This window comes from Binatus soli (SeqCode) (assembly GCF_050015535.1).
In the GTDB taxonomy this organism is placed as follows: domain Bacteria; phylum Desulfobacterota; class Binatia; order Binatales; family Binataceae; genus Binatus; species Binatus soli.
On sequence record NZ_JBEKBF010000011.1, the window covers coordinates 1 to 26,985 of the forward strand.

Sequence of the window (26,985 nt, forward strand, 5' to 3'; positions counted from 1 at the left end):
AGCATTCCGAGTAATCCCGCGCGGCCGCTTCCCGCGCAACAACCGTTACAGAGTTCTCACCTCCAGCGATACTTTTCATGACTCACTTTCCAAACGATCTGCGCTCAACCACCTGTGCAGAGGTTCCTTAGGTGAATGCACCGGCGTTCAGGGGCGTGAAGACGGTGAACCAGACCACAAAACCAGCTGAACGGGAGTTCCCTTCCTGCGACACCATCGTCGTTCTCGCGCCGCACACGCACGCCGGCGCCACCATCCTCGCCAAAAACTCCGACCGCCCGCCGCGCGAATGCCAGCCGCTGTTTCAGTCGGCGCGCCGCGTCCATCCCCAAGGCGCGACCGTCCAATCCCAGTACCTCGAAATCCCGCAAGTCCCCGAGACCGCCGCCGTGATCGGCTCGCGCCCCTTCTGGCTTTGGGGTTTCGAACACGGCCTCAACGAGTACGGGGTCGCGATCGGCAACGAAGCCGTGCTCACGCGCGAGATACTCCCTTCGACGGGCTTGCTCGGGATGGATCTCGTCCGCCTCGGCCTCGAGCGTTCAAAGACCGCGCGCGAAGCGGCCGAAATTATCGGCGCGTTGATCGAGCGCTACGGGCAGGGCGGTTCCGCCTGGTACGACGTTGATTTCCGCTACAGCGGCGGATTCATCATCGCCGATCATGCCGACGCCTACGTGCTCGAAAGTTCCGGCCGCCAATGGAGCGCGCGCCGCGTCGCCGATCGCGCGTGCATCTCGAATTGCCTCACGATCGACACGGCCAGCCTCGGCTCGCATGATGTAGAAAGCTATGCGCGCGCTCGGGGATGGTGCGACGGCGAATCATCGTTCGACTTCGCCGCCGCATATTCGAACAAGGACGCGGACGATCCGCTGACTGCCCGCGGACGGCTGGCGCGCAGCCGCGAACTGGTCTCGCGAAACGGCCGCCGCACTATCCGCGAGATGCTCGCGATAATCCGCGATCACGGCGCGCGTGGCGAAACTCCGCCCGCCGGCGACCCCGCCGCGCGCGACGATTCTCCGACGCTATGCATGCACGGCTCAGCCGCCGGCACGACGGCCAGCATGGTCGCCGAACTCCCCGCGCCCGGCGCGGACACAATCCCCGTGCTATGGGCGTCGCTCGCCGCGCCGTGCACCGCGATCGCGTTTCCGCTGTTCGTGGCCGGGACGCTCCCGCCCGTTCTGGCCGCTGGCGGTGAAAGAGCCTCGTCCGACTCGCCATGGTGGCGCTTCAAGAAGATTCAGGATCTCGTCGCGACCGCACCTGAGCGCCTGGCGCCGATCGCATGGAAGCATTTCCGGCCGCTCGAGGCTGCGATGCTCGAGCGCGGCGCCGAGGTCAGCCGCCAGGCGCGCAAGCTCGACTCCGCCGCGCGCGAGAAACTGCTCGGCAGCTTCATGGCGCAGAATATCGTCCGCGTTCTCAACGCGCAGTCCGCCGCCGAATCTGAACTCACCCGCGCCGCGTCTCATTAGTACAAGCCCCCGTTGTTTGACAGCGACGGCATTCGCGTATGCTATGCGACATACGCTACGAATGACGCGTGGAGGTACGAGATGAAGATCGAATATGCTTTGCTTGCCGATGCGGCCCAGGCGGTTGGCGGCAAAGTCTTTGTCCTGGGCGGCGGCTGGAATTTGTTCCGAGCGGCAAACTACCCGGCGCCGGTTCATCTTGCCATCGCGATGGGCCTTGGTTTCACGTCCGATGAAGTCGGCATCAAATACCCGCTGAACGTTGTAATTGCCGACGAGGCCGGAGTTCCGATAATCCCGGAAATGAAAGGCCAGGTGGAAACTGGTCAGATTGCTCCGGATTTCCCCAAAGGGGCATCAGTGAAGATACCCGTCGCAATCAACGTCAACATGTCTCTTCCCCACCCCGGTACCTATGGAATCGTCGTGACGGCCGGTTCCTCAAAGGCTCAACTATCATTTGAAGCAATCTTTGCAGGTCAGAAGGTGCAGTTCGCGCCCGAGGGTTCCGCGCCAGAGCGCGGCAACTGAGCAGCATCATGATGCGATAGCGAAACCCCACCACCCCGCGCGCGGGGCTTGCTCCGCAGTCCGCATGGGCGCTACTCAAGAGATACCAGAGTATCAGGCCTGTCTGACGTGGCCGAATACTGGACGCACCGGTCACTGAAAAAGGAGATTTTCGAGCCAAATGGATTTTACCTGGACCCCTGAACAGGACGCTTATCGGATGGAAGTGCGGCGATGGCTCGACGAGAACCGCCCGCAAGCTCTCGGCAGGAGCGACGACATCGATTTCGGCGGCGACGACGCAATCTGGGCGCGCCTCAAGGCCTGGCACAAAAAACTCTACCACGCGGGATGGGCCGGTCTGACCTGGCCCAAGGAATACGGCGGACGCGGCGCCAGCTTCATCGAGCAGGTCATCTTTCAGCAGGAACTCGCCCGCCTCAACCTGCCGATGGGATGCAACGTGCTGGGCGTGATCATGACCGGGCCGGCCCTGATGCAATGGGGGACCGACGAGCAAAAAAAGCGCTACCTGAATCCGATCCTCGCCGGCGACGAGATTTGGTGCGAGGGGATGTCGGAGCCGGGCGCGGGCTCGGACCTCGCGTCGATCCAGTGCCGCGCTGAGCTCAAGGGTGACGAGTTTATCGTCAACGGCCAGAAGGTCTGGACCACGATCGCGCATCGCTCGGACTTCGTGCAGCTATTCGTGCGCACCGATCCCGACGTGCCCAAGCACAAGGGGATGAGCGCGTTGCTGGTCGATATGAAGGCGCCCGGCGTGAGCGTCCGTCCGCTCAAGCAAATCACCGGCGACAGCGAGTTCAACGAGATCTTTTTCGAGGACGTGCGCGTGCCCAAGGAAAACCTGCTCGGCCCGCTCAACATGGGATGGCAGGTGCTGGTCTCGACCCTGATGCACGAGCGGTTCGGAATCGGCGAGACGCTCGGCGGCACCGAACAGTTGCTCCATCAACTCGTCCAGATCGCCAAGGCCGTGAATATAAATGGCCGGCCCGCCATCGAGGACAACGACATCCGCCAGCAAATCGCGCAGTTCGCGATCGAAACGACCGCCAAGAAGTACAACGGCTTGCGCAGCCTCTCCAAGCGCCTCAAGGGTCAGCAGCCCGGACCCGAAGCGTCGATTTCCAAGCTGCTCTCGACCGACTTGGGCCAGCGGATGACCAAGTTCATCACCCGGCTGCTTGGCGAGTACGCGCTGCTCGAGCGCCATACCCCGTTCGCGCCCGAGGGCGACTGGATGCGCCGGATTCTGGGGTCGGAGGGAGTGACGATCGCGGGCGGCACCTCGGCGGTGCAGAAGAACATGATCGGTGAGCGCATCTTGCTGCTTCCCAAGGGCTGAGAATCATTCGATCCAATGCTTGCGAAGAGGCGGTTCATTCATTTGAGCCGCCTCTTTTTTTGCGCTCAATTCGCATTTCAAAATGAAAAGTTGCATCTTCCGGAAAAGTCAGGCAGGTTCTCTCGCAACTGAGAGCTGCCAAAGCTGACGCAAGGCTCTCGCAAGCCTGGAGGGGTCGAAGATGATTCCGAAATCTATCCGCTCGCTCGCGCGCAACCCTATCGTTCTGAGCGTGGCATTGTGTCTGGCGTTCGCGTCGCCGGCGGCCGCGGAAATTCCCGCCGCGCCAAAAATCGAAGGCGCCGACACGGCATGGTTGCTGCTCTCGGCCGCGCTGGTTCTGATGATGACGATTCCGGGACTCGCGCTCTTTTACGGCGGGATGGTGCGGCGCAAGAACGTGCTCTCGACGCTGATGCAGAGCTTCATCCTGGTCGGGATCGTGTCGATCCAATGGGTGCTGTTCGGCTACAGCCTGGCGTTCGCGCCCGGCAGCGCCTTGGTCGGCGCGCTTTCGTGGGCAGGACTAAGCGGCGTCAGCGCCTCGCAGCCGTATGCCGCCTATTCGGCGACGGTGCCGCATCAGGCGTTCATGATTTACCAGTGCATGTTTGCCGTGATCACGCCCGCACTCATCACCGGCGCGATCGCGGAGAGAATGTCATTCAAGGGGTTCCTGGTCTTCAGCATCCTCTGGATCACTCTGATTTACGATCCGCTGGCGCACTGGGTATGGGGCGTCGACGGATGGATTCACCAAATGGGCGCGCTCGATTTTGCCGGCGGCACGGTAGTCCATATCTCGTCGGGCGTCGCCGCACTCGCCGCCGCGCTGATGGTCGGTAAGCGCCGCGGCTACCCGCACGAGCCGATGCAGCCGCATAACCTGACGCTGACCGTCACCGGCGCGGGATTGCTGTGGGTCGGATGGTTCGGGTTCAACGCGGGGAGTTCGCTGGCGGCCAACGGCCTGGCGGTGTCCGCATTTGTCGCGACCCATCTCGGCGCGTCGGCCGCAGCGCTGACCTGGGTGGCGGCGGAATGGTGGATCGGCGGCAAGCCCACTGTGCTGGGCGTGGCGAGCGGCGCGGTGGCTGGCCTGGTCGCGATAACTCCGGCGTCGGGATACGTCGGCCCCGTCCCGGCGATAATCATCGGCGCGGTCGCGGGCGTGCTCTGTTACAGCGCGTGTCGGATGAAGTCGCGGTTCGGCTACGACGATGCGCTCGACGTGGTCGGCGTGCACGCAGTCGGCGGAATATGGGGCGCGCTTGCGACCGGGCTGTTTGCCAGCGTGTTGGTCAACGCCGCCGGCGCCGACGGTCTCTTCTATGGAAATCCGCGCCAACTATTCGTACAGGCGATAGCCGTCGTCGCGAGCATGGCGTTTTCGTTCATCGGCAGCATGATTCTGCTGAAAGTGACGGACGCACTGGTCGGGCTTCGCGTGGTGAACGAGTCGGAGCAGGTCGGACTCGACCTAAGCGAGCACGAAGAGGCTGCCTACGCCTTCGAAGCGTGAGCGCACTCGCTAGCGTTGCATCGCCTGGAAAGGATTTAAACCGGGATTGCCGAAGCTTAATACTTGACGGACGTTGAACCGCAGGTCGCTTATCGACTTCATGGCATCCATGTTTCGAATTTGTCGCGGGGAGCGGGCGGGTTAGCGCGGCCTCAAACGGTAAAGCCCCACTTCGGGATAGTCCGCGATCGTTGTGTCGGTGAAGTAGCGATGGGTCTCGGCGGCCTCCTGCCTAAGCACATTCTGCCATTCGCGGTTCCGCGGCTTCATTACCAGCGCGTACACCGGGCGTCCCTTCTTATCCTCCTCCGCGAGCTTGCGCGCTTCGGCCAGGTCGAGTTCGCCACCGGGGAACAGTATCGGCGGTATCGGCCCGGACCATCCTTCGGACTTTTTGTTGTAAAGCAAGTGCAGATGGTATTCGGTTACGAATTGCACTTGTAGGTCATTGTAAAGACTGTTGAGGCCGACAAATTCTGTTTGTTCCCCGCCCGCATAAAGCTCGAGCCATTGTAGAGAAATATCGCTGACCACCACGGCGTTCGTCAGCCGGGGCCGGATCGCGAGCACATCGGCGACCAGCTCCGACTGCAGTGGCAGGGGCATCGCGAGCCGGGAAACCGCCTGGACCACAATCGCGCCGGCGACAACCAGATCCAGGACAATCACCGCAAATCCCGCCCACCCCCGCTTAAGCCTTCGATTCGCGCTGACCAGGCCCCAGCCCGCTGCGGCAAAAACGATAAACAACGCCGGCAGTATGTAGCGGAGGTCCATAACGAAATAAGGGAGGTAAATAAGCAACAGCGCGGCAAGAAAACCCAAGCCCAAATACACCGCGCGCATCGTGCTTGCGTTGCGCTTGCTGCGGATGGCGAAGAACACGCCCAACCCTGCGAAGACCGCCACTGGAAACGGGTAGAAAGCGTAGTGCGCGTGAATTAAGCTTTGGAGTTCCGTACGCAAAATAAGCTTGCCGAGGATGCCGTCGAGACCAAGCATTGCGATAGCGTAAGTGACAAGATTTCCCTGTTGATAGGCCGTACCTGAGGGCAGAAACAGGAAGCGCAGCTCAAAGGCCGTGAAAACTGAGCTGTGGTGCTCCGGCAGCCAGAACGCGTAACCGCTTGAGAGCGGCGAACCGAGGTAGTGCAGATTTACCCAGGCCTGCAATCCTGGAAACGGGAGCAATCCGATCGCGAACGCCATCACTTGCGCCAGCCGCAATCTGCGCGGTTGGACGAGCAGAGCCGCCGCGAGCATTCCAGCCAAAATGGCAACGTTGGTGACGCGGATTGTGACGGCCAAGCCGGCCAGCAGCCCGCACAGCGCGGATGCAACCAGGCTTTCTTTTCCCTCAGCATACAAAAATGCCAGTACCGCGAGGATTACGACGGCAAGCGCAGGAACGTCACTCATCACGTAGGTGGAAGACCCGAGGAAACGCGGCGATGTAGCCAGTAGCAAGCCGGCCAACACCGCGCTTGGCCTGTCGAACACCCACAGGGTCAGAATGTAAAGCCCGGCTATTGCGACCAATGCTGTCAGCGTCGTAACCAGGCATAGCCGCTCGGGCCTATGGCCCAGAAGTGGATACGCCGCGGCCAGGATGAGTGGATAACCGATCGTATAGCGGGGCGGATAAGTATTCCCCCCGAAATGGAGCACCGGGCCCAGGCCGCGATCCAGGTTTACCGCAATCGCCGCGTATTCAACGCCGTCAGGCATCGGCCACAATTCCTGGCCGGCGGCAAATCCCGTACGCACGATTAGGAGCAGCGCAAACCCGAGCAGGAGCGCGAGTATCGCCGCGTCGATTCCTTTGAAGCGAAAGACGGACGCTTCGCCGGCATCACCACCGGGCCGAGCGGATTCTGATGAAGCGGAATCCGAAGAATGTCGGGGTTTTACCCGGATCGATCCACTTCGGGAATGCACCTTGGCGCGTGTACTTCGCGACATTCACGATCCTCGGTGAATCACCTTGAATTAACCAGGATTTCCGTTTTGACTATCCGATTCCAACTCGTGGTCACCATATTCGCCGCGATCAGCTTCTGTTTGCTCTCTTCGGCGATGTGGCAGGTGTTCGCTAACATGCTACAAGCATCGATCGCGGTCAACGCAGCGACGGCGCTCTTGTTCATCCTCGCGCTCTGCGAAACGTGGTGGCAAGCGGAGCTCGACCGAGCCAGGAATATCGTGTGAGTGCGTTGAAATGGCATCCATGTTTCGAATTTGTCGCGGGTAGCGGGCGGGTTAGTGCGGCTTCAAACGGTAAAGCCCCACTTCGGGATAGTCCGCGATCATTTCGTCGGTGAAGTATCGATGGGTCTCGGCGGCCTCCTGCAAAAGCACATTCTGCCATTCACGGGTCAGCGGCTTCGCTACCAGCAAGTACACCGGGCGTCCCTTCTTATCCTCCTCTGCGAGCTTGCGCGCTTCGGCCAGGTCGAGTTCGCCACCGGGGAAAAGTATCGGCGGTATCGGCCCGGACCATCCCTCGGACTTTTTGTTCCGAAGCACGTACAGATGGTATTCGGTTACCGCTTGGTCGGGAACTTCTGCGGTATAAATATCGTTGAGGCCGACAAATTCGGTTTGTTCCCCACCCGCATAAACTTCGAGCCATTGTAGAGAAATGTCGCTGACCACCACGGCGTTCGTCAGCCGGGGCCGTATCGCCAGCACGTCGTCGACCAGCTTGGACTCCAGCGGCATCGGTACCGCAAGCCAGGAAACCGTCTGGGCCACAACGCCGCCGGCGAGTAGCACGTCTAGCACAATCACCGCAAATCCCGCCCATGCCTTCTCAAGCCTTCGATTCGCGCTGACCAGCCCGTAGCCCGCCGCGGCAAAAACAACAAACAACGCAGGCATAATGAAGCGGGGATCGACACAGAAATAAGGGAGGTAAATAAGCAATAGTGAGGCAAAAAAGCCTAAGCCGAGATACACCACGCGCATCGTGCTTGCGTTACGCTTGCGGCGAAGGGCGAAGAACACGCCCAGCCCTGCGAAGACCGCCACTGGAAACGGGTACAAAGCGTAGCGCGCGTGAACTAACGTTCGAAGCTCTGTACCCACGTAGCGCCAGTGATGTAACGTTCGGAGCTCCGAACTTACAGTAAGCTGGCCGAGGATGCCGTCGAGACCAAGCATTGCGATAGCATAAGAGACAAGATTTCCGTGCTGATAGGTCGGGTCCGACGGTACAAAGAGGTAGCTCAGCTTAAAGGGCGTGAAAAATGAGCTGTAGTACTCCGGCAGCCAGAACGCGTAACCGCTTGAGAGCGGCGAACCGAGGTAGTGCAGATTTACCCAAGCCTGCAATCCTGGAAATGCGCTGAATCCGATCGCGAACGCCATCACTCTCGCGAACTGCAATCTGCGTGGCCGGACGAGCAGCGCCGCCGCGAGCATTCCGGCCAAAATGGCGCCGTTGGTGATGCGGATTGTGACGGCCAGGCCGACCAGCAGCCCGCACAGTGCGGATGCAACCAGGCTTTCTTTTCCCTCAGCATACAAAAACGCCAGTGCAGCGAGGACTACGACGGCAAGCGCAGGAACGTCACTCATTACGCAGGTGGAAAGGCCGAGAAAATGCGGCGACGTAGCCAGCAGCAACCCGGCCAAAATCGCGCTTGGCCGGTCGAACGCCCACAGGGTCAGAATGTAAAGCCCGGCTATCGCGACCAATGCCGTCAGAGCAGTAACCAGGCAAAGCCGCTCGGGCCTATGGCCCAGAAGCGGATACGCCGCAGCGAGCATGAGTGGATAGCCAATCGTAAAGCGGCACGGATAAGTATTCCCCCCGAAATGGAGCACCGGGCCCAGGCCGCGATCCAGGTTTACCGCAATCGCCGCGTATTCAACCGCGTCGGGCATCGGCCAAAATTCCTGTCCGTTGACAAATCCCGTGTTCGCGATTAGGAGCAGCGCAAAACCGAGCAGGAGCGTGAGCAGCACCGCGTCGATCCCTTTGAAGCGAAAGACGGACGCTTCGGCCGCATTACCAACGGGCTGAGCGGGTTCTGATGCGGAAGAATGTCGCGGTTTTACCGGGGTCGATCCCCTTCGTGAATGCGCCTTGGCGCGCGTACTTCGCGACATTCAGGATCCTCCGTGAATCACCCTGAATTAAGTGCTTTTCTCGCGCGGGCGTGCGCGCCGAGCAACGTCAAAAAAATCTAGCGAAGCGTGAGCGCACTCGCTAGCGCTGCATCGCCTGGAAGATTAGCGGGCCGACCTCGGCCATCATCTCGCCCAGAATTTCATGCAGCGGCTTGCTCGGCATGGCGAGCTTTTCCGTCAGCGCTTTCATGACCGCCAAATAGCGCTGCTTCATCTCGGGGCTGATCGTTTCGAGCCTGACAGTCTCCATCGCCTCGACGAAGCGGACATGAATTTCGATGATTTCGAGGTCGGTTGGATCGGTGAACTTTTTTTTGTGAGCCACGTGCTTTACCTCATCGAAGAAACTCAGAACAGGTAGCGGCGGGTGTTGATGCTGATGAGAATGCCCATCGCCGCCATCATCGCGATCAGCGACGAACCGCCGTAACTCACCAGCGGCAACGTGATTCCCACCACCGGCAGCATCCCGGTCGCCATCCCGATGTTGACCGCCACCTGCCAGAAGACGATCGCCGTCAATCCGACCGCGAGCAACGCGCCGAAGCGGTCGCGCGCGTGTCTGGCGATCCATGCGCCGCGCGCAATCACGCTCGCGTACAATGTCAACAAAAGCAGCGCGCCTGCCAAACCGAACTCCTCGGCAAAAACCGCGAAGATAAAATCGGTGCTCTGCTCGGGCAGAAAATTCAGCCGCGCCTGCGTACCTTTCAGAAATCCCTTGCCGAATGGGCCTCCGGCGCCGATCGCGATTTCAGACTGGATGATGTGGTAGCCGGAGCCGAGCGGATCGGCCTGCGGATTGATGAAGCTGACCAGGCGCTGGCGCTGATAAGGCTTGAGATAGTGCCAGCTCAGCGGAGCCGCGAGCATCGCGGCCATCGCCAGCACCAGCATCGTGCGCAAATTCAGGCCGCTCACGAAAACCAGCGTAATGGTGATCAGCACGAGTATCAGTCCCGTGCCGAGGTCGGGTTGCTTGAGCACGAGTGCAGCGGGGATGCCGAGCAGGATGAACGGGATGATCAAATGGCGCAGGCCCCATCCGCCTTTGGGCGGATCCTCACGCAGATAGCGCACCATCACGAGCACGACGGCGAGCTTGGCCAGCTCGGACGGTTCGAGATGGAAGACGCCGAGGTTGATCCATCGGCGCGACCCGCCGGTGGCGTGGCCGGCGATCATTACGGCGATCAGAAGACCGATCACAACCACATAAAATGGGTAGGCGTAGGCCTGCAGAGATCGATAGTCGACAAAGACCGCGATGAGCATCACGACTGTCCCGGCTGCGATCCAAATCAACTGGCGAATTACCAGAGGGTCCAAGGTCCGATGCGCACCCGCGTACGACGCGCTGATGACGCTGACCAGCCCGATTCCGGCCAATGCAAGGACCAGGATGAACAGCGTCCAGTCGAAATGAAGTATGAACCTGCGATCGCCGCCCGCCATCAGGGCCGCACTCCTGTCATTGAGATGGCGAGGCGTTTTCGAGCACGCGCGCTATTTCAGGTTTGGGCGGCGGCGGATTGAGCTGGAAGTAGCGCTGGAAGACGTCGTGAATTACGGGCGCCGACGCGCTGCCGCCATGACCGCCGTGTTCGATGATGCAGGCTGCGGCGATGGTCGGATGATCCTTTGGCGCGAACGCGATGAACCATGCATGGTCTTTGAACTGGTCGGGCGTCTTGTCCTCTTCCTCGTTCTCGCCGACCGGAGCATTGCTGCCGACGACCTGAGCCGTGCCGGTTTTGCCGCATACGACGACACCGTCGAGATGGGCTTTGTGCGCGGTACCGCCGGCGCCGTTGACGACGTCGGCCATCGCGTCCTTGACGATTTCGAGGGCGTCGGGATCGATCTTGATTCGGTTCTCGATCACCGGCGGATACGACTTGGCGATGTTGCCGTCGAGTCCCTCTACGTACTTGACGAATTGCGGCCGATAGCGGATGCCGCCGTTGGCGACCTGGGCGGCGACCTGCGCCATCTGGAGCGGCGTGGTCGCGACGTAACCCTGGCCGATGGCGACTGAGAGCGTTTCCGCGGGATACCATCGCTCGTGGAAGCGCTTCTGCTTCCACGCCGATGACGGGATGGTGCCGGGATTCTCATGATCGAGATCGATGCCGCTCTTGATTCCGAGTCCGAGCTGATTGGACCATTTCGCAATCCGATCGACGCCAAGCTTTTGTCCGACGTTGTAAAAATAAACGTCGCATGAGCGCACGATCGCGTCGTGCAGCTCGATGGTGCCGTGGCCCTGATGGCGCCAGCAATGATACTCGCGTCCGCCGAACCACAACCCGCCGGGGCAATTGTAGGCAGTTTGAGGATTCAGCGTGCCTTCCTGGAGTCCCGCGATCGAATCGACGATTTTGAAGGTCGAGCCGGGTGGATAAATTCCCTGGATGACGCGATTTTGCAGTGGATGGTTCGGGTCGGTCGTCAGTTCGCGCCACGCCGACGCCTTCACGCCGCCGCCAAAGAGGTCGGGGTCGAAGGCTGGATGCGAAACCATCGCGAGCACGTCGCCGTTTCTCGGATCGAGCGCGACGAAGGCGCCATTCTTCCCGGCCATCGCCTGTTCCGCGGCCTGCTGGAGATTGAGATCGATGGTCATGACGATGCTTTCGCCGGGCGTGTCGCCAATTTCCTTGAGCACGCGGAGCCGCCGCCCGACGGCGTCAACTTCGATCTCCTGTCCGCCGGCGTCGCCGCGCAGAAAACTCTCCCACACGCGCTCGAGGCCGAATTTTCCGATCTCGTCGCCCATGTGGTAGTCGGCCCGCTGCTTGAGGTCGTTCTTGGTCACCTCGCCGACGTAGCCGAGCAGATGCGCGGCGAGCTGGCCGTACAGGTAATGCCGCGCGGGGGTGATTTGGAGACTGACTCCGGGTAGGTCGAGCTGATGCGCCTCGAGCGCCACCACCTGTTGCCATCCAAGACGCTCGGCGACGGTGACGGGCTCGTAGGGCGGGCGCCCCTCCTCGTCAGCATCGGAAATTTTGTCCGCGATGTGATCTCCGCCGGTGTAGCGCTCGAGCCTTTCGATCGTGAGTGAAAGATTGTCGGAATCCTCGGGCACGAGCTGCGCGTCGAACGACGGTTTCGTGTCGACCAGCGGACGGTGATTGCGATCGAAAACCAGACCGCGCGGCGCGGGCACGCGTTCGATGCGAATCCGGTTGCGATCGGCCAATTCGACATTTTCCTGATGATGCAGAATCTGCAGGTAGTACAGGCGCACGGAGACCAGTCCGAGAATCGCAAACATCAGGGCGGTCAACGCCGCGATTCGCGGTTCCAGCAGCGGAACGGGCCGATTGCTTTTAGGGATGTGGAACTTCGCCACTGATGCTTTCCCGAACTTACAATCTATTCGCGCATCGGCCGCACAGGCAATCCCGTCATCCGCTTGCTTGCGGCCAGCATCGAAAAGATGAACGGCGCGACTATCGCGGAGATGGCGGCCTCGAGTGTCAGTCCCGGAAGCAGCGCGCCGGTGTGGGAATGTGCGCTGAAGCCGTCGGCGAGGGCAACTGTTGCCAGCGCGGTCGCGATCACGCCGAAGAACACCACGGTCGCGCCGACCAACGCGTTGGTCACCATCAGCCGGGTCGAAATCTCGTAGCTCACGACGAAGACCATCGTCATCATGAAAGCGTTGAGGCCGGGATGCGAGCCGGCGAGTGCGTCGGTCGCGTAGCCCATCGCGAACGCCAGCATCGCGGGCAGGACGCCATGATGGCGCAGGCCGAGATCGACAACCAGTATGATGATCAGGTTCGGAATCAGTGCGCGAAAAGAAACCATGTGCGGGACCGCGGATTCAAACGCCAATCCCAGCACCAGGAACACCGCGAACAGCAGGATGAGGCGCAAATCCGTCAGCTCTTGCCCGAGTCGTCGAGGTGAGGCGGCGGCTGGGTGACGATCAGCACTTGTTCGAGTTGGCGAAAATCGACCGCTGGTTCGATTCTTACGCCGAGGAACAAGCCAGGCGCCCCGCGGTGCACGCCTATAATCGTTCCGACCAGCAGACCACGCGGGAAAATTCCATCGAGGCCCGAGGTCACGATAGTGTCGCCGATCCGGATGTCCTGCGAGCGATCGGCGTACTTCAGGATCAATCCATCGTCGACCAGCCCGGCGACGATTCCGCGCGCGCGCGAGCGTTGATCGAAACCGTCGAGCGCGGAGTTGTGGTCGTCGATCAACAGCACGCGCGAGGCGTGCGGACTGATGGCGATGATCTTGCCGACCACGCCCTGGTTGGCGAGCACGGCCATGCCGGGACGAAGTCCGTCGCTGGAACCCGAGGCGAGAATCAGGGTGCGTGAAAGGCCGGTGGCGTCGCTGCCGATCACGTTGGCGGCAACTGCGTTGGCGCCGAGCACGTCCTTGAGTTCGAGCATTTCGCCGAGGTGCCGATTTTCGACCTCGAGCTCGGCCAGGCGCGCGCGATCGCTCTTGACCCGCGCCAGCTCGTTGCGCAGACGGGCGTTTTCCTCACGCACATGAAACAGGTCGAGGTAGTCGGTGACGATCGATGAAGCGCCGTCGCTGAGACGGGTGAATGCAGCGTCGATCGGACTGACGATTTCCAGAAATGCGGACTCCGGACGCGCCGCGAGATCGCCGGGCCGGACTCCGGTCGAGATCAGATGCAGCGACACAATAAGCAGCGCGCCGCTGGTCAGCAGCACGCGGTTACGCCAGAGAAAGCCGCCTCTCACGTCAATACGGGCCGACGCGCCGGCTCAAGACTCAGGAGATATGCGGCGAGTCGATCAGTCAACGGTCACGTCGCGCAGCAGCGACAGTTCGTCCAACACCTTGCCCGCACCCATCACGACCGCGGTCAGCGGATCGTCGGCCAGCGTGACGGGCAGACCGGTCTCCTCGCGCAGCAGTACGTCGAGGTTGCGCAGCAGAGCGCCTCCGCCGGCCAGCACTATCCCCTTGTCGACGATGTCGGAGGCGAGTTCCGGCGGCGTGCGCTCGAGCGCGATGCGCACCGACTCGACGACCTGGCGCACCGGTTCCATCAGCGCCTCGCGGATCTCCTCGTCGGTGATCTCGATAATCTTGGGCACGCCGGCGACCAGGTCGCGGCCCTTGATCTCCATGGTCTGAATCTCGTTGCCGGGGTAGGCCGAACCGATGGTTATCTTGATCAGCTCGGCGGTGCGCTCGCCGATCAACAAATTGTACTTGCGCTTGATGTGCTGGATGATCGCCTCGTCCATCTTGTCGCCCGCCACGCGCACCGAACGCGAGAAGACGACGCCGGCCAGCGAGATGACGGCGACCTCGGTGGTGCCGCCGCCGATATCGACGATCATGTTGCCGGTCGGCTCGGTGATGGGAAGGCCGGCGCCAATCGCGGCCGCCATCGGCTCCTCAATCAGATAGACTTCGCGCGCGCCGGCCGACTCGGCCGATTCGCGGACGGCGCGTTTCTCGACTGCGGTGATTCCGAACGGCACGCAGATGACAATGCGCGGGCGCGGACGCACGAGCGTCTTGCCCGAGTGAATCTTCTGGATGAAGTAGCGCAGCATGTTCTCGGTGATCTCGAAGTCGGCGATCACGCCGTCCTTGAGAGGCCGGATGGCGACGATCGAGCCCGGCGTGCGGCCGAGCATCTTTTTCGCCTCGGAGCCGATAGCCAGTACGCGCCGCGAGCCGCGCGAATCTTTCTGCACCGCGACGACCGAGGGCTCGTTGCAGACGATGCCTTCGCCCTTGACGTAGATGAGCGTGTTGGCGGTGCCAAGATCGATCGCGAGATCGTTGGAGAACCAGCCGAAAATTGAATTGAGGATCACGAATTTTGCCCCTTGCCTGCCCGGTTCAGGCCTGGATGCCGACGCCAAGACCCGGCCCGAATACCACCCCAAGACGCGGCCCAAATGTTGAAGAATTCTCTGGCGGAGAGGTTTGGGTCCGTCGGACTACCGTTGTGCGACACGCTAACAGAGGACGGGCGGCGCAGGCAAGCAACCGGCCGCAATTGGTACTGTCTGAATTCGGCGCTGAGTGTCTGAATTTGGTAGTGTCTCAGTTTGAAATCGGTGGTCGAAATGCGCTCCAGATAGTAACGCAAGCGACCAAAATTACCCACGCCAGCCCTGCCAATCGAACCTTAAACGGCGTGGTTCGCTTAAAAGCATTTCGCGGACTTGGATAGAACCGACAGTAGAAACGTATCACGCTTCGAGGCGCGACCACCCACCAGAGGCCGAAAGAGGCGAAGGCGAGCATGGGTACTAGATCACTCGTTTTCACGGTTTGCTTCCCATTCGTCCACGATTCCAGCCAAATCCTCGAACGAGAATAGATGATCGACAACGCCCGATTCCATCGCGGGCGTGACCCGCAGTGTTTTGTGAATACGGACGAAGTTGTACCATGCGGCGTAGAGCGCAACCATGTGACAGTGATTCTCAAACTTCTTTGAGAACGCATTGGTCAGGCGCGTAAAGCGGCGCATGTGCATCCGCATCGTGAGATTTGCGCGTTCGACGTAGCTCGTATTGATGTGATCGCGATCGGGATTGCCGTGAACGATTCTGCTTTCCGCACTAAGGCAAACCGGCGGGGTATATCGCCGCTCGCCTTCTGGCGGCGTGCCGTACATTTTCACGAGCATCGCGTAATCAATGTCGCCACCAAACGCCGCTTCTACCGCGTCCAGATACGCACGATGGCCGTCCGTCGTTAGCTGCACTCGATTGACAAGGCGGCTCGCCACGTCGCGCATAAACGTATTCGCCGCGTCCGCGCCGCGCGATCCGATGAACCACGAGATCAGCAGTTTGCTATCCGCGTCGATGCCCGTCCAAGTCCATGTATCGCCAACACGTTCTGGCCGTTCATGCTTTTTCTGGCGCGCCCGCGCTTCCTTCATCTCGACAAACGACCAAATCTCATCGCACCGCACGCGCTTCGACTGCACGTTGCGGACGGTTCGATCATGGAAGTCAGCGCACGCCTGACCCGCCAGCACTAGCTCGCGCGTCACGGTGTTGATCGAAACATCGACCAGCCGCGATACAGAACGCATCGATGATCCTTCGCAGAGAAGGGAAAGAATCTGAACGCGCTTGGATATGGGCAATCTGTTCATGAGGACATAATATGAACTTTATGCTTGGGTGTCAAGCAGATAGTTCATTTATTAGAGCATTGATTAATATTAGAGTTTGGACTACAAGATACTAAATCTGATCAAGTGAGAAAAAAGGTGCAAGACGATACGCCAATCCCGCAGAATCCCTTTCGACCCGGAGCTGGTCAGAAACCGCTCTATCTTGCCGGTCGCAGCGATGAGCAGGACCAGTTCGCAAAGATGCTCAAGCAAAATCCAGTCACGCAAAATGCCATCGTGACCGGGCTTCGCGGCGTCGGGAAAACTGTACTTCTTGAGGAGTTCAAACCCATTGCGCAAAAGAGTGGATGGCTCTGGACCGGAAACGATTTGTCAGAGTCGGCGAGTCTAACTGAGGAACGAACGGCGCGACGATTGTTGGTTGACCTTTCGACTCTACTTGGTCCGATCATTGAGTATTCAGACAAACAACGAATCTTGCCAGGCTTCACAGCGATTCATGCACCGACAAATCGGCCCCTGAAATTTGAAGACCTTTGGTCAGCTTTCGAGCGCACGCCCGGAAACACTGATGATAAGCTCAAGGCAGTCTTCATTTCAGCTCGGCAATTACTAGAGAGTGCGCCAGTGAACGGCGTTGTATTCGCATATGATGAAGCGCAAAACCTGACTGACCACGCCTCCGCCAAGGAATATCCGCTGTCATTGCTTCTTGACGTTTTTTCTTACCTTCAGCGACAACCATCACGCTTCCCTTTCATGTTGGTACTGACGGGCTTGCCCACCCTGTTCCCAAGATTGAATCAGGCTCGCACGTACAGCGAGCGAATGTTTCATGTGATGTATCTAAGGAAACTGAGCGAAAAGCAGGCGCGCGACGCGATCATTAAGCCGATAGAATTAAGCAAGAGCACTCTACATTTCGCCGAATCCACTATCAAGAATATCGTCGAATTGTCGGGCTGTTACCCGTTTTTCATTCAGTTCATCGCGAAAGAGGTATTCGACGCTTGGATTGGCAAGATCAAAATCGGCCTAGCGCCGTCCGTACCAATCGACGAGATAATGGAAAAGCTGGACGAGGACTTTTTTGCTCCTCGATGGCTGCGGGCTACCGACCGCCAGCAGGATTTTATGAAAGTCATCGCTACCCTGCCGAAGGCGGAAGAGGAGTTCGGCACTCAAGAAATCGTCACCGCATCGCGCCAAATTCTCGTGAAGGGATTCACCCATAGTCACGCCACTCAAATGCTCAAGGCGCTCGGCGAGAAGGGTTTAGTATATCGCAGTCGATATGGTGGCTACAGTTTTGCTGTACCGTTATTGGCGCGGTTTATTAACCGGCAATCTTGGGATCAAACCTCTATACGGAATCGGACTGCTTGACCCATCGGGATCGCGCTGCTTTCTGAGCAATCTCCGTGCGACGATTTTTGCTCAATTTTTTCGCCCGCGCTTTCCCACCCTTCAACCCGCCCTTGCGGGCGTACTCTTTCCCCGGCTCAAGCGGATTGTCCTGAATCTCGCCCGTGGCGATCTGCATCACGCGGACGGCGTTGCCGATCGCGTCAGCGGGGCGCTTCTGGCCTTGCGGTCCTTTGGGCATGTACGCATTATCGCACAGTCGGATCGCGGGCGCACGGATTTTTCAAGAGGTCAGATTCTCAAACTGAGACACTACCAGCAACCGGGCGCAATTGCGCCCGCGAAAGGCAGTCAAGTATGATGACACCTCAATGTTAGAAGGAATCCGCCGTTACCAGTACTCGTGGCAAGTGCAAGTCACCTTCGCCTTCCTGGCGATTATTATGGCGTTCTGGGGTTTTGGTGGCGGTGGATTGTTCAATACCGTCCATCCCATCGCGACCGTTAATGGCCGGCAAATACTCGGCGACCAAGTCGATCGCGAAGCCACCCAACTCCGCCAGACCGTGCAACAGATGTACGGCGCCAACGCGCAGGCCGTGCTCAAGAGCATCAACATTCGCCAGGAAGCGGTGGACAGGTTGATCGAGCAACAACTGATCGGCGAGGAGGCGCGCCATCTCGGCATCAGCATCAGCGACGAGGCCCTGCAGGATAAAATCGGCAAGGAGCCCGTTTTTCAGCGCGACGGCCAGTTCGACTTCGATACTTACCAGGACGTGCTGCGCAACAACAATCTGCAGCCGAGTGAGTACGAAACCGCCGAGCGCGACCGCATGATCGCCGACACGCTGCGCAACATGATCGACGCCGGCGTGCAGGTGAGCGACGACGAGGCGCGCCACGCCTACAATCTTCGCAACGAACGGATCGGATTGCGCTACGTCGAGATACCCTCCAGCGATTTCACCGCAAAGGTCTCGCCTACCGAAAGTCAGATCGCCGACTACTACAAAAAGAACGCCGAGCAATTCCGTGAGCCCGAGCGCGTCAAGCTGACCTACGTCCACTACGAGCCGCTCGTGCTGGGTGCCAAGTACACGCCGCCCGACAAGGAAATCCAGGGCTACTACAATCGCAACGCCAAGACCCGCTTCACGCATCCCGACCAGGTTCACGCGCGGCACATCCTTATCGAGGTCCCCTCGGGCGCGACCGACAAGGAGAAGGCCGCGGCGAAGACCAAGGCGCTCGACGTGCTCAAGCAGGCGCAATCGGGGGGCGACTTCGCAAAGCTGGCGGCGAAGTATTCGGACGATCCGTCCAACAAGCTCCAAGGCGGCGACCTCGGGACGTTTGGGCGCGGCCAGATGGTCAAGCCGTTCGAAGACGCGGTGTTCGCGATGAAGCCGGGACAGATCGCGATGGTCGAGACGCGCTTCGGCTTTCATGTCGTCAAGCTCGAGGAGTTTAAGCCCGCGCATACCGACACGATTGCCGAGGCGAAGCCAGAGATAATTGACGAGCTGCGCACGCAGGCCGGAGCGAAGCTCGGGCGCGCGGCGGCGCAGGAGGATCTGACGGCTGCGCTCGCGGGCGCCAGTTTGCAGGACCTTGCGAAGAAGCGGGGGATCGACGCGGTCGAGACGCCGCTGTTCGCGCAGGGTGAACCGGCCGGCGGCGCCGAGCGGGACCGGGAACTGATGGAGGCGGCGTTCAAGCTCGAAGCGGGGCAGGTGGCGCTTGTGCCGGAGAAGGGCGCGCCATACGTGATCAAGCTGTCGGCGAGGCAACCGTCGCGAATTCCCGCGCTGAAGGAGATCGAGCCGCAGGTGCGTGAGGCGCTGATTCGCTCGACGGCCGAAGCCGAAGCGAGCCAGCAGGCGCAAAAGGTACTCGCCACGATCAAGAGCCCGGCCGATTTTGACAAAGCCGCGGCCGCCAACAAGCTCGCGATTAAAAATGTCGATCCGTTTCTGCGCGCCGACCATAAAGTCCCCGGTATCGGCGAGTTTCCCGAGGTGACCGACGCCGCCGCGGTCGTGCCGACGATTCCGGGCGTGATCGATCGCGCGATGGAGAATGGCGGCAATTCGTACCTGTTCGAAGCCGCCTCGCGCGCCGAACCTACCGACGACGAATGGAAGAGCGCGCAGAAATCGTTCATGCAGGAATACGTCGAGCAACGCCGCGCGCAGGCATGGACGCGCTTCCTCGATCAACTCAAAGAACAGGCCAAGATACAAATCGACTCCGAGCAGCTCGCATCCACCGGGTCGTCAACGTGAAGGAGCGCGCCGGGCGCGCGGCATTGCCAGGGATGAGTTCCGATTCTTCCGATTCCGACGAGACTGCGTCGCGCAACTCAGCGGGCGTCGATACGCACGAGTTTTTCCTTCCCGGCGCGGTCGCCACCGGCGCGGGCGTGAGCGCGCTGCTGATCCACGGTCTGACCGGAACTCCATACGAGATGCGCTACCTCGGCGAGCGGCTGGCGGCGCGCGGCGTGCGCGTGCGAGGCGTTAAGCTGGCAGGTCACGCCGGAACGCCCGAGGAGTTGGGGGCGGCTGGTTACGACAACTGGTACGAAAGCGTCGTCGCCGGCCTGGAGGAGCTGCGGCAGTTCGGCGAGCCGAACGTGGTGGTGGGACAGTCGGCGGGAGCTGTGCTGGCGGCGCGGCTGGCCGCCGATCAGGGCGAGGCGATCGCGGGACTCGCGATGCTTGCGCCAGCGTTTTTTCTGCCGACCTCAACGACCATCATGCTGCGCGGTATGCGCGGAGTGCTCGGCTCGATAGTTGAGAGGATCTACCTGCTCAATCCGGGCGGGTCGGATATCCACGATGCGGCTGCCCGGTCGGTGCATCCCACCTGCCGTTTGATGCCGTTGTCGGCGCCGATGAAGCTGCTCGATTTAAGCGCGGTGGTGAAGCCGATGCTGGCGCGTATCACGCAGCCCGCGCTGGTGATGCATGCCAGGCGCGATCACACGGCCCCGATGCGGAAAAATATCGACTACGTGATGAGAGGCCTTGGCAGCAGGGAGAAGCGCGCGGTTGAGCTCGACGAGAGCTACCACGTGATTACCGTGGACAGCGAGAAAGAGCGCGTCGCCGGCGAGGTGATCGAATTCGTCGAGCGGTTTCGAGTCGCGCCGCAAAAGCGCGCGGCGGGCTAGAGTCGCGGCGGCGCGCCGGGTCAGCTCTGCGCGTCGTAAAATTCTTCGAGCAGGTACTTCACATCGGGACGGCCGAGCACCTCGATGAAGCAGATCTCGTCGTCGGCGTTCAGATCGATGATGACCTGACCTTCCATCGATTGCAGCTCGACATAGTTGGCGACCTTGACTTCGACGGCGGTCGCGAAGCTGGCACAATTCTCGTCGCCACAGTCGCAGACCGACTCGATTCTCAGAGCGCGCAGCCTGGATTCCAGCGGATCGGCGCCCTGCTGCTTGAGCAGATAGACCATCTCCTCGAGCAGGTCGGGCAATACGTCGTTCATCATGGGTGCAGCCATGGCGTTTCCAAGGGTAGTGGATTCGCCACGCGGATTCCAAGTGAAAAGTGGCAGGGGTGACCGCAGGGGTGACCCCTGCACTCAGTATTAAGGCCGCGCTCCGTTGTCGCGCGCTTAGCTGGCTTGACTAGGTGCGCCACCGTATTTATGTTCAAACTGCGACCGAGCCCAGCAGGAGATAAGTCCCGATGTCCAGCGACAAAATCGTTCATGTTACCGACGCGAGCTTCGACGAGGAAGTTCTGAAATCGTCCACTCCGGTTTTGATCGATTTCTGGGCGCCGTGGTGCGGACCATGCCGCACGATTGCGCCGATACTCGAAGATCTCGCAGGCGAGTATTCCGGGCGTCTCAAAGTCGTGAAGATCAACGTTGACGACAATCCGCAGACGCCGGGGCGTTACGGCGTTCGGGGCATCCCCAACCTGCTGATCATCAAGGGCGGCCAGGTCAAGGAACAAATCATCGGCGCGGTGCCCAAGGGCAGACTGGTCCAGGCCGTGGACAGCGCAATCGCGTAAGGCAGCGAACACAAAATTCCCCGATCATTTCGTGGCGGGTGAGGGCGATGCAACCGGCGACGGCGCGGAGTTCGCGCCCTTCATCGCATTCTGGACCCAGTATTTCATCAGGTCATCGCGATTGCGCTCGTAGGCGAGTCGCGCGTCGGCGGGGATGTACCCCACCAGCATCTCGTTGTAGGCCAGCAGCATCGGCACCAGTTGCGAGTTGCGCAGGATAGCCGCGTCGGGCGGCAACACGGCAGCCAGCAGCATTACGGCCAGACCCGCAAAGACAGCCGCGATTCCCGCGCCGAGCAGGCCGCCGGCCAGGCGATCCAGCGGACTCAGGTGAGCAATCTGCATCAGTCGGATCGCCGACGAGCCGACTATCTCCACGGCCGTGAAGATCAAGGCGAAGATCGCGACGTAGCCAACTACCGCGCCGACTGCGTGCGAGGATCCGAGCTGCGTCTGGGCGAACGAACCGGCCTTGGTGTAATAGAGCGACGCGAAATAGACGGCTGCCGCCAGCGCCACCACCGACGTCACCATCCTGAGTGCGCCCCTTTGCAGTCCGTAGATTGCCCCGACCGCAAGCAGCACGATCCCCGCATAGTCGAGCCCGTTCAGCCCGTTCATCCGCCTCCTCTCCCGCTATCGAGCCTAGCTGATGAACGCAAAGCGCGCGACGCGTGCGCGCTCCTGTACTTGTGCGGCGATATGCTTAAATGGGCGCATGGCGCGAGTTTATATCGAAGAACTGTCGCATCATGCGGGAAACCGGGTCACGCTCAAGGGCTGGCTCGCGGGCAAGCGCTCGAGCGGCAAGATACATTTTCTCCAGGTGCGCGACGGCACGGGAGTATGCCAGTGCGTGGCGTCGCTCGCCGATCTCGGCGCGGACCGTTTCGCGGCGGCGGATCACATGGGGCAGGAAACCTCGCTCGAAGTGACCGGCATCGTGCGCGAAGACAAGCGCGCGCCGGGCGGATTCGAACTCACGTTGAAGTCAATCGAGATCGTGTCGCCGGCGACCGACTATCCGATCACGCCCAAGGATCACGGCGTTGCGTTTTTGCTCGACAACCGCCATCTGTGGATCCGCTCCTCGCGCCAGCACGCCATTTTGCGCGTGCGCAGCGAAGTGGAATCGGCGTGCCGCGATTTTTTCCACGAGCGCGGCTTCGTGTTGTTCGACGCGCCGATTCTGACCCCGACTTCATGCGAAGGGACCACCAACCTGTTCGAGCTCGACTACTTCGGCGAGCGCAAGGCGTACCTGACCCAGAGCGGACAGCTCTACGCGGAAGCGGGCGCGCTCGCGTTCGGCAAAGTGTACTGCTTCGGCCCGACGTTTCGCGCCGAGAAATCCAAAACGCGGCGGCATCTGACGGAATTCTGGATGGTCGAGCCCGAAGTCGCGTACTGCGACCTCGACGGCGACATGGAGTTGGCCGAGCAGTTCGTGTCCTACATCGTCGGCCGCGTGGTCGAACGCCGTGGCGCCGAGCTGAAGACGCTCGAGCGCGACACGACCAAGTTGCAGTCTGCGGCGCAGCTTCCGTATCCGCGCATCAGCTACGACGAAGCGATCGAGCGGCTGAAGAAGAAAGGCGTCGCGGTCAACTGGGGCGACGACTTCGGCGGCGACGAGGAAACCGCGCTGTCCGAGGAATTCGATCGCCCCGTAATGGTGCATCGCTATCCCACCGCGTGCAAGGCGTTCTACATGAAGCAAGACCCCGCGCGTCCCGGCGTCGCGCTATGCGTCGATATGCTCGCGCCCGAGGGCCATGGCGAGATCATAGGCGGCGGGCAGCGCGAGGATGACTACGAAACGCTGCGCACCAAGATCACGTCGCACGGGCTGCCGCTTGCGCCCTTCGAATGGTACCTCGATCTCCGCCGCTACGGCTCGGTGCCGCACGCGGGCTTCGGGATGGGCATCGAGCGCATGACGGGATGGCTGTGCGGGATTCATCACATCCGCGAGACGGTGCCGTTCCCGCGCCTGATGGAGCGGCTTGAACCGTAGTGTACCTCCCTCGGACCATCCGTCATCCTGCTGAGCTACGCGAAGGATCTCGCGCGTAAGCGCGCCGGCCTCTCCCATTGCCGTCGCCATGTGGATATACATATTGCAGAAATATGGCTCGGACTGTGACATTGCGGCTGGCGCGATCGCTGCTCCCGATTTTGATGCCGCTCCTTTGCTGCCTCGCGCTGCCCGCCGTCGCGCATTCGCAGGCGGACCAGTCCGTGTACACCGACGCCCTCGTCAACGGCTGGCAGGACTGGAGTTGGGCGACGGTGAATTTCAGCAACAGGCAGCCGGTCCAGTCCGGCGCCGACTCGATCAGCGTCAGCGCGGGCCCGTACCAGGCGCTCTACCTGCATCACGACGCCTTCGATTCCAGCCTATACACCAATTTGGTTTTCTGGATCGACGGCGGCTCGACCGGCGGCCAGTTGCTGCAAGTCCAGGCGACGCTCAACGGCACGGCGCAGACTATCGTGACTCTGCCTCCCCTTGCGGCGGACATCTGGCATCAAGTCACCATTGCGCTGTCTTCGCTGGGTGTGCAAAACCAACCGAACCTTGACGGATTTTGGATCCAGGACCGCAGCGGCACGACGCAGCCGACATTTTTCGTGGACACAATCTCATTCACGGCGCAACCGCCGCCCAGCGTGGTGAATGTTACGGTGAGCGCGACGGAAGCGGTGCGAGTCGTCGATGCGCGGCATTTCGGAGTCAACACGGCGGTGTGGGACTCGATCCTGGATACGAGCGCGACGACCGATCTGCTGACCGGGATGGGCGCCGGGGCGCTGCGATTCCCCGGCGGTTCGCTCTCCGACGATTACCACTGGGCCACCAACACTACAGACAGCAACACATCGCCATGGGCAACGTCGTTCGACATGTTTGCCCAGGTTGCCACCACTATCGGCGCGCAGGCCTTCGTCACCGCCAACTATGGATCGGGCACGCCGGCAGAGGCGGCCTCATGGGTGCGGGAATCCAATGTCACCAATCACTACGGGTTTAAGTATTGGGAAATAGGTAATGAGTGCTATGGCTCATGGGAGACTGACAATAACACTGTCCCACACGATCCCTACACCTATGCGCAGCGTTTCCAGCAATACTACACCCAGATGAAGGCGGTGGACCCGACTATCAAAATCGGCGCCGTGGCGGTTCCTGGCGAGGACAGTTACGCGAACAACACCAATCATCCGGTGGTCAATCCGTGCACCGGAGTAACGCACAATGGCTGGACGCCCGTGATGCTCGCGACGATGCGCAGCCTGGGCGTAACCCCGGATTTCCTGATCTACCATCGCTATGCGCAATCGCCGGGTGATGAGAGCGATCAAGGACTGCTGCTTTCCAATAGTACATGGAGCACCGACGCTGCCGATCTTCGCCAGCAGCTCAACGATTACCTTGGCGCCGCCGTGGCTCCTGGCGTTGAACTGGACAACACCGAGAACAACTCCGTCTCTTCCAATCCCGGCAAGCAGACGACCAGCCTGGTGAATGGGCTGTTCCTGGCCGACAGCATTTGCGCCGCGATGAACACCGAGTTCAACTCAGTTACCTGGTGGGACCTGCGCAACGGCCAGGAAACCGGCAATAACAATGCCTCGACTCTCTATGGATGGCGCCAATACGGCGACTATGGCGTCGTGGACAGCGCGGACCCGCCCGGCCCGGCGGACACCTATCCAACATTTTATGTCGAAAGGCTGCTGCAACACTTCGCACGTGGCGGCGACCAGTTAGTCAGCTCTGCGAGCGACTATCCGCTGCTTAGTGTGTGTGCGGCGCAGCGGACTAGCGGAGGGTTGACACTGCTTGTCGTGAACAAGAGCGCGAGCAACGCACTCAACGCGAATATCACTATCAGCGGCGCGACGCCGGGTAGCACGGGCACCCTGTATTCCTACGGCATCCCGCAAGACAACGCGGCAAAGATGGGCGTCGGCTCAGCCGATATCGCGACCAGTCCCGTGACGGGGCTGTCGACAGCATTTTCGCACAGCTTTCCCGCCTACTCGGCCAACGTGATCGCATTTGGCGGCAGCGGAGCACCTTCGCCGACGCCCACCGCGACTGCGACGGCAACGCCGACCAAGACTGCGACGCCGACCGCGACGGCTACAGCCACTGCGACCGCGACGGCCACCGCAACGAAGACGGCGACGCCGACCGCGACGCCGACCCCCAACGGCAGCGCCGCGCCGGCAACGCTTTCGTTCGGCTCCGAAGTTGCCGGGCAGACCTCGGCAACCAAGACCGTCACGGTGACGAGCAAGAGCAAGGCGCCGCTGAGCATCACCAACGTATTTGTGACAAGCACTGACGGCTCGGCAAGCGCTGAGTTCAACGTTACCGGCGGGTCGTGCGGCTCAACGGGTTACCCTTACACTGTGGGGCCGTCCCCGGACACTTGCACAATCACCGTCAGCTTCACGCCGAGCGCGATAAGCTTGGCCACCAACGACCGCACCGGGCGGCTTACGATCGCGGATGATGCCCCGGCGGGCACGCAGACCATCAACATGCAGGGGACCGGCGCCGTCGACGTGACTACTTCACCCGCAAGCGTGACGATCAATAACGAGCAGTTCGGCAAAACGGTCACGAAGTACGCGACGATAACCAACAAGCAGTCGTCGTCGATCACGCTGACCCCGGGCATCTCGCAAACCGCGACCGGCTTTACTTTCCCGGCTAGCGGCGGTACCTGCGGCGGCACGATGCTGGCGGGCAGTACGTGCACGATTGCCTATACCTACTCGCCGAGCGCTTTGAACAACGAGTCCGGCACTTTGACGATCCGTGCCAACCCCGACTTGGCGGCGTCTCCGTACCACACCGTTACGCTCTCGGCCACGACGGTGCCCGACACAGTGGCCGCCACCGCCGCGGTGGGCAATGCGTGGACCGTGACCGGGGTGCATAAAGTGGCGGTGTCGCCGGCGACGGCGAATGTGCTGAAGGTGACCGACTTGGCATCTCCGACGTTCGGAATCGGGGCCTTGGGCGTCAGCATTGGCAGCGCGGCAAATGCCGGGGCCTACGGCGGGACCATGCCCGGCGACTTCAGCGTCAGCGGCGCGACGGGGAAGTGTCCGGCCGGCGCAGCGGCGAACGTGGCCTGCTACACGGTGAAATTCACGCCGAGCCAGGGTAGCCCGAGCGCGCCGGTGACGGAGAGCGCCTGTATCGACATAACCGTTGCGAGCGATCCGGGGAGCTACGCCAACGCTTGCGCCGGCGGGACGAACGCGCCGGGCGTCCACACCGTCAAGCTGACGGGGAACTCGATCGGACCGTAGCCGGCTGAGACCGCGCAGCCATCGCACAGAACAACGCCCTGTCCGGCCGTCGTGGCCGGGCAGGGCGTTCTGTTTTCACGGCGCCCCCCCCCTCACTCATCCCAACT

Annotated in this window: 23 protein-coding genes; 11 read left to right on the plus strand and 12 right to left on the minus strand. The window is 60.9% G+C overall.

What is annotated here, in order from left to right:
* The 5 genes from ABR989_RS09750 to ABR989_RS09770 all read left to right on the plus strand — a co-directional run.
* The coding region (locus tag ABR989_RS09750) for a hypothetical protein (RefSeq protein WP_428127961.1) at nt 1–190 on the plus strand (190 nt) is incomplete at its 5' end.
* Nucleotides 165–1,484 (plus strand): C69 family dipeptidase, encoded by a 1,320-nt coding sequence (locus ABR989_RS09755; protein WP_428127963.1) that lies wholly within the window; start codon nt 165–167, stop codon nt 1,482–1,484. The genes ABR989_RS09750 and ABR989_RS09755, both read left to right, overlap by 26 nt.
* A gap of 81 nt (nt 1,485–1,565) precedes the next feature.
* Nucleotides 1,566–2,015, plus strand: a complete 450-nt coding sequence (locus tag ABR989_RS09760) for a DUF6941 family protein (protein ID WP_428127965.1) — start codon at nt 1,566–1,568, stop codon at nt 2,013–2,015.
* A 160-nt stretch (nt 2,016–2,175) separates the two neighbouring features.
* A complete protein-coding gene (locus ABR989_RS09765; protein WP_428127966.1) occupies nt 2,176–3,363 on the plus strand; it encodes an acyl-CoA dehydrogenase family protein in 1,188 nt (395 codons plus the stop codon).
* Between the two features lie 181 nt (nt 3,364–3,544).
* Nucleotides 3,545–4,885, plus strand: a complete 1,341-nt coding sequence (locus ABR989_RS09770; protein WP_428127968.1) for an ammonium transporter — start codon at nt 3,545–3,547, stop codon at nt 4,883–4,885.
* Nucleotides 4,886–5,026: 141 nt separating this feature from the next.
* Here the strand turns inward: ABR989_RS09770 and ABR989_RS09775 are convergent, their stop codons facing one another.
* From ABR989_RS09775 to ABR989_RS09815, 9 genes are all read right to left on the minus strand, one after another.
* Nucleotides 5,027–6,613, minus strand: a complete 1,587-nt coding sequence (locus ABR989_RS09775) for an ArnT family glycosyltransferase (protein ID WP_428127969.1) — start codon at nt 6,611–6,613, stop codon at nt 5,027–5,029.
* Nucleotides 6,614–7,144: 531 nt separating this feature from the next.
* On the minus strand, nt 7,145–8,656 hold the full coding sequence (locus ABR989_RS09780; protein ID WP_428127970.1) for a glycosyltransferase family 39 protein: 1,512 nt from the start codon (nt 8,654–8,656) through the stop codon (nt 7,145–7,147).
* A 442-nt stretch (nt 8,657–9,098) separates the two neighbouring features.
* Nucleotides 9,099–9,344: a hypothetical protein gene (locus tag ABR989_RS09785; protein WP_428127972.1), complete on the minus strand. Its 246-nt coding sequence runs from the start codon at nt 9,342–9,344 to the stop codon at nt 9,099–9,101.
* A gap of 23 nt (nt 9,345–9,367) precedes the next feature.
* Nucleotides 9,368–10,474, minus strand: coding sequence for a rod shape-determining protein RodA (gene rodA, locus ABR989_RS09790; protein ID WP_428127974.1), 1,107 nt, complete (start codon nt 10,472–10,474; stop codon nt 9,368–9,370).
* Between the two features lie 16 nt (nt 10,475–10,490).
* A complete protein-coding gene (gene mrdA, locus ABR989_RS09795) occupies nt 10,491–12,377 on the minus strand; it encodes a penicillin-binding protein 2 (protein WP_428127975.1) in 1,887 nt (628 codons plus the stop codon).
* A 23-nt stretch (nt 12,378–12,400) separates the two neighbouring features.
* Complete coding sequence (mreD, locus tag ABR989_RS09800; protein WP_428127977.1) at nt 12,401–12,907, minus strand: rod shape-determining protein MreD; 507 nt, start codon at nt 12,905–12,907, stop codon at nt 12,401–12,403.
* A 5-nt stretch (nt 12,908–12,912) separates the two neighbouring features.
* On the minus strand, nt 12,913–13,761 hold the full coding sequence (mreC, locus tag ABR989_RS09805) for a rod shape-determining protein MreC (protein ID WP_428127979.1): 849 nt from the start codon (nt 13,759–13,761) through the stop codon (nt 12,913–12,915).
* Nucleotides 13,762–13,815: 54 nt separating this feature from the next.
* Nucleotides 13,816–14,856, minus strand: a complete 1,041-nt coding sequence (locus ABR989_RS09810) for a rod shape-determining protein (RefSeq protein ID WP_349259244.1) — start codon at nt 14,854–14,856, stop codon at nt 13,816–13,818.
* A gap of 446 nt (nt 14,857–15,302) precedes the next feature.
* Nucleotides 15,303–16,157, minus strand: coding sequence for an IS1 family transposase (locus ABR989_RS09815; protein WP_428127981.1), 855 nt, complete (start codon nt 16,155–16,157; stop codon nt 15,303–15,305).
* A 105-nt stretch (nt 16,158–16,262) separates the two neighbouring features.
* Here ABR989_RS09815 and ABR989_RS09820 point away from each other — a divergent pair, with 105 nt between their 5' ends.
* Nucleotides 16,263–17,525, plus strand: a complete 1,263-nt coding sequence (locus tag ABR989_RS09820) for a DUF8462 domain-containing protein (protein ID WP_428127983.1) — start codon at nt 16,263–16,265, stop codon at nt 17,523–17,525.
* On the opposite strand, the gene ABR989_RS09825 is transcribed toward ABR989_RS09820, so the two are convergent.
* Nucleotides 17,503–17,745: an RNA-binding protein gene (locus ABR989_RS09825; RefSeq protein WP_428127985.1), complete on the minus strand. Its 243-nt coding sequence runs from the start codon at nt 17,743–17,745 to the stop codon at nt 17,503–17,505. The two genes, ABR989_RS09820 and ABR989_RS09825, sit on opposite strands and share 23 nt — an antisense overlap.
* 130 nt (nt 17,746–17,875) lie before the next feature.
* On the opposite strand from ABR989_RS09825, the gene ABR989_RS09830 reads away from it, so the two are divergent.
* Complete coding sequence (locus ABR989_RS09830) at nt 17,876–19,792, plus strand: SurA N-terminal domain-containing protein (protein WP_428127987.1); 1,917 nt, start codon at nt 17,876–17,878, stop codon at nt 19,790–19,792.
* A gap of 32 nt (nt 19,793–19,824) precedes the next feature.
* Nucleotides 19,825–20,682, plus strand: a complete 858-nt coding sequence (locus ABR989_RS09835; RefSeq protein ID WP_428127989.1) for an alpha/beta hydrolase — start codon at nt 19,825–19,827, stop codon at nt 20,680–20,682.
* A gap of 20 nt (nt 20,683–20,702) precedes the next feature.
* Here the strand turns inward: ABR989_RS09835 and ABR989_RS09840 are convergent, their stop codons facing one another.
* On the minus strand, nt 20,703–21,023 hold the full coding sequence (locus ABR989_RS09840; RefSeq protein ID WP_428127990.1) for a hypothetical protein: 321 nt from the start codon (nt 21,021–21,023) through the stop codon (nt 20,703–20,705).
* A 188-nt stretch (nt 21,024–21,211) separates the two neighbouring features.
* Here ABR989_RS09840 and trxA point away from each other — a divergent pair, with 188 nt between their 5' ends.
* On the plus strand, nt 21,212–21,544 hold the full coding sequence (gene trxA / locus ABR989_RS09845) for a thioredoxin (RefSeq protein ID WP_428127992.1): 333 nt from the start codon (nt 21,212–21,214) through the stop codon (nt 21,542–21,544).
* 24 nt (nt 21,545–21,568) lie between these two features.
* Here the strand turns inward: trxA and ABR989_RS09850 are convergent, their stop codons facing one another.
* Nucleotides 21,569–22,165, minus strand: a complete 597-nt coding sequence (locus tag ABR989_RS09850) for a CvpA family protein (RefSeq protein WP_428127993.1) — start codon at nt 22,163–22,165, stop codon at nt 21,569–21,571.
* Nucleotides 22,166–22,262: 97 nt separating this feature from the next.
* Between ABR989_RS09850 and asnS the strand changes: the two genes are divergently transcribed.
* Together asnS and ABR989_RS09860 are read left to right on the plus strand one after the other, a co-directional pair.
* A complete protein-coding gene (gene asnS, locus ABR989_RS09855) occupies nt 22,263–23,561 on the plus strand; it encodes an asparagine--tRNA ligase (protein WP_428127995.1) in 1,299 nt (432 codons plus the stop codon).
* Nucleotides 23,562–23,674: 113 nt separating this feature from the next.
* The gene (locus ABR989_RS09860; protein WP_428127997.1) at nt 23,675–26,878 is read left to right on the plus strand and encodes a choice-of-anchor D domain-containing protein; all 3,204 of its coding nucleotides are present in this window, start codon (nt 23,675–23,677) and stop codon (nt 26,876–26,878) included.
* The last annotated feature ends 107 nt before the right edge of the window (nt 26,879–26,985 follow it).

What these genes read in the sequence shown, in the direction of transcription:
- asnS (WP_428127995.1), top strand. Translation starts at nt 22,263, where the DNA reads ATGGCGCGAGTTTATATCGAAGAACTGTCGCATCATGCGGGAAACCGG.
- ABR989_RS09760 (WP_428127965.1), top strand. Translation starts at nt 1,566, where the DNA reads ATGAAGATCGAATATGCTTTGCTTGCCGATGCGGCCCAGGCGGTTGGC.
- ABR989_RS09765 (WP_428127966.1), top strand. Translation starts at nt 2,176, where the DNA reads ATGGATTTTACCTGGACCCCTGAACAGGACGCTTATCGGATGGAAGTG.
- ABR989_RS09830 (WP_428127987.1), top strand. Translation starts at nt 17,876, where the DNA reads ATGTTAGAAGGAATCCGCCGTTACCAGTACTCGTGGCAAGTGCAAGTC.
- ABR989_RS09825 (WP_428127985.1), bottom strand. Translation starts at nt 17,745, where the DNA reads ATGCCCAAAGGACCGCAAGGCCAGAAGCGCCCCGCTGACGCGATCGGC.
- ABR989_RS09770 (WP_428127968.1), top strand. Translation starts at nt 3,545, where the DNA reads ATGATTCCGAAATCTATCCGCTCGCTCGCGCGCAACCCTATCGTTCTG.
- ABR989_RS09775 (WP_428127969.1), bottom strand. Translation starts at nt 6,613, where the DNA reads ATGCCTGACGGCGTTGAATACGCGGCGATTGCGGTAAACCTGGATCGC.
- ABR989_RS09840 (WP_428127990.1), bottom strand. Translation starts at nt 21,023, where the DNA reads ATGGCTGCACCCATGATGAACGACGTATTGCCCGACCTGCTCGAGGAG.
- ABR989_RS09815 (WP_428127981.1), bottom strand. Translation starts at nt 16,157, where the DNA reads ATGAACAGATTGCCCATATCCAAGCGCGTTCAGATTCTTTCCCTTCTC.
- ABR989_RS09780 (WP_428127970.1), bottom strand. Translation starts at nt 8,656, where the DNA reads ATGCTCGCTGCGGCGTATCCGCTTCTGGGCCATAGGCCCGAGCGGCTT.
- rodA (WP_428127974.1), bottom strand. Translation starts at nt 10,474, where the DNA reads ATGGCGGGCGGCGATCGCAGGTTCATACTTCATTTCGACTGGACGCTG.
- ABR989_RS09850 (WP_428127993.1), bottom strand. Translation starts at nt 22,165, where the DNA reads ATGAACGGGCTGAACGGGCTCGACTATGCGGGGATCGTGCTGCTTGCG.
- ABR989_RS09835 (WP_428127989.1), top strand. Translation starts at nt 19,825, where the DNA reads ATGAGTTCCGATTCTTCCGATTCCGACGAGACTGCGTCGCGCAACTCA.
- ABR989_RS09860 (WP_428127997.1), top strand. Translation starts at nt 23,675, where the DNA reads ATGGCTCGGACTGTGACATTGCGGCTGGCGCGATCGCTGCTCCCGATT.
- trxA (WP_428127992.1), top strand. Translation starts at nt 21,212, where the DNA reads ATGTCCAGCGACAAAATCGTTCATGTTACCGACGCGAGCTTCGACGAG.